Below are 2,194 nucleotides of genomic sequence, written 5' to 3' on the forward strand. Positions count from 1 at the left end.
GCCGCCGCCTCGCCACCGCGACCGTGCTCGAAGCCGCGGTCGTCCCCGTCGCGCCCGCGCCGGCGGACGCGACCTTCGACGTGCTGCTGGAGCGGGCGCAGGGCCGGCTCGCCATCGCGCGCAGCGCCGTGGACCGGGTGCGGGAGCAGCCGTTCGAGCAGCGCACGCTCGCTGACATGGAGGGCGCCATCGCCGCCATGTTCAACGCCGCCGACATGCACCGCGAGCTGGTGCGCTGGAAGGCGGTGCAGATCGCCCGCAACGATCCCGCGCTCGCCTCCGCAGCCCAGGGCGGCCGGATCCTCGCCGAGTTCCGGGACCATGCGGGCCGCGTCGGCTCCAACATCATCGCGCCGATCGCGCTTGGTCAGCCCATGCCGATGGCGAACCTGCTGGCGGCGCGCCAGACCATCGGGCGCCTCAGCGGCCTGTGGAGCCTGTTCGAGGGCGTGGCGGGCGGCGCGTCGCAGGACGCGAGGCTCGAAGGGCTCACCCACGAGACCGAGCAGGTTTTCCTGCGGGAAGGGCTCGGCCTGGTCGAGGCCATGATCGCGGAGGGCCGGTCCACGGGCGCCTACAGCCTGACCGCCGCCGAGTTCACGCGCCGCTTCGTCGGCACGTTCCAGCCGGTGCTCCAGCTTCAGCAGGCGGTGCTGGAATCGTCCGCGGCGGGGCTCGCCAAGCGGCGCGACGACGCCCTGTTCGCGCTGCTCGCCACGGTCGCGGTGGCGCTGGCGCTGATCGGCGTCGCGGTTTCCGTGGTGATCTATGCGGAGCGCCGGGTGTTCGCGCCGCTGATGCGGGCGCGGGAGGACGTGATCGCGCTCGCGGGCGGGTCGACGCCCGCGCCTGAGCGGCGCCGCGCCGGAGACCTCGGCGGGCTGTTCGACGCCATCGACGTGCTGCGCGAACGTCTCCGTCTGCGTGAGGAGATGACCCTGGACCTGCGGCGGCAGGCCGCTACCGACGCGCTGACGGGGGCGCTCAACCGGGGCGGGCTGGAGGCGTTCGCGGCCCGCATGGAGCGCGACCGCCGGCGCATGCCGGTGGCGAGCCTGATCCTGTTCGACGTGGACCACTTCAAGGCCATCAACGACCAGCACGGCCATCCGGCGGGCGATCACGTCATCCGCGAGGTGGCGCGCCGGGCGCAGGAGGTGACGGGCGCGCATGATCTGGTGGCGCGGTTCGGAGGCGACGAATTCGCCGTCCTGATCGAGGAGCGGTCGCCCGAGCAGACGGCGGCTCTGGCGGAAACGCTCCGCCGGGCGCTGGCGACGGAGCCGATTGAGAATCCCGACGGCGGCGGCGTGATCTCCGTGACCGCGAGCTTCGGCGTGGCGAGCGGCGCGCGGGACTGGCGCGAGCTCACCACGCTCGCCGACAACGCGCTCTACGCCGCCAAGGCGGGCGGGCGCGACGCCGTCGCCGTGTCGCCCGGCCCCGTGGTCCAGCTGTTCCGGGACGCGAACGGCTTGAACCGGGGCGACGGCGTGACGTAGGTCTTGATCCGCGCGGCCGGTGCGTCGCGCGGGATCGGGGGACGAAGCATGGCTGCGACGGCGGCCGCCGCGCTGATCGGCGGGCTGGATCTCTTCGCCGGCGCGAGCCCGGAGGACGTGGCGGCGCTGGCGTCGGCCGCGCGCCCGCGCCGGTTCGCGGCAGGGGCCACGCTGTTCCAGCGCGGCGATCCGGGCCGGGAGATGTTCATCGTCACGGACGGGCGCATCCGCCTGTCGGTCCTGTCCGTGGAGGGCAAGGAGTTGTCGCTGCGCCACGCCGAGGCCGGCGCGCTCATCGGCGAGATGGCGGCGCTCGACGGCGGCGCGCGCTCCGCCGACGCCACCGCCGTCACGGACGCGGGCGCGCTCGCTCTCGCCCGCGCCGACATGGACCGGCTGATCGCGGAGCGCCCGGCGCTCGCCCGCGCCGTCATCCGCTTCCTCTGCCGCCGCCTGCGCGACACCACCGACCAGATGGAATCGATCGCGCTCTACCGGCTGGAGCGGCGGCTCGCGCGCTTCCTGCTGGCTTTGGCGCGGGACGACGCGGAGGCGGGGCGCGCCAGCGCGCGCGTCGAACTCACGCTGAACCAGAGCGAGATCGCCGACATGCTCGGCGCCTCGCGCCCCAAGCTCAACGGCGCGCTCGCCGCGCTGGAGGCGGCCGGCGCGGTGGCGCGGGACGGCCGCGC

At 74.8% G+C, this 2,194-nt stretch carries 2 protein-coding genes; both read left to right on the plus strand.

What is annotated here, in order from left to right; genetic code table 11:
• A partial coding sequence (locus ACFQ4O_RS17060; protein ID WP_378777509.1) for a GGDEF domain-containing protein occupies positions 1–1,502 on the plus strand: 1,502 nt, incomplete at its 5' end.
• A gap of 48 nt (positions 1,503–1,550) precedes the next feature.
• Positions 1,551–2,194, plus strand: a 644-nt coding sequence (locus ACFQ4O_RS17065; protein WP_378777511.1) for a Crp/Fnr family transcriptional regulator, incomplete at its 3' end; no start/stop codon positions are given.

The sequence above is a fragment of the Methylopila musalis genome (assembly GCF_042679725.1).
Lineage (GTDB): Bacteria > Pseudomonadota > Alphaproteobacteria > Rhizobiales > Methylopilaceae > Methylopila > Methylopila musalis.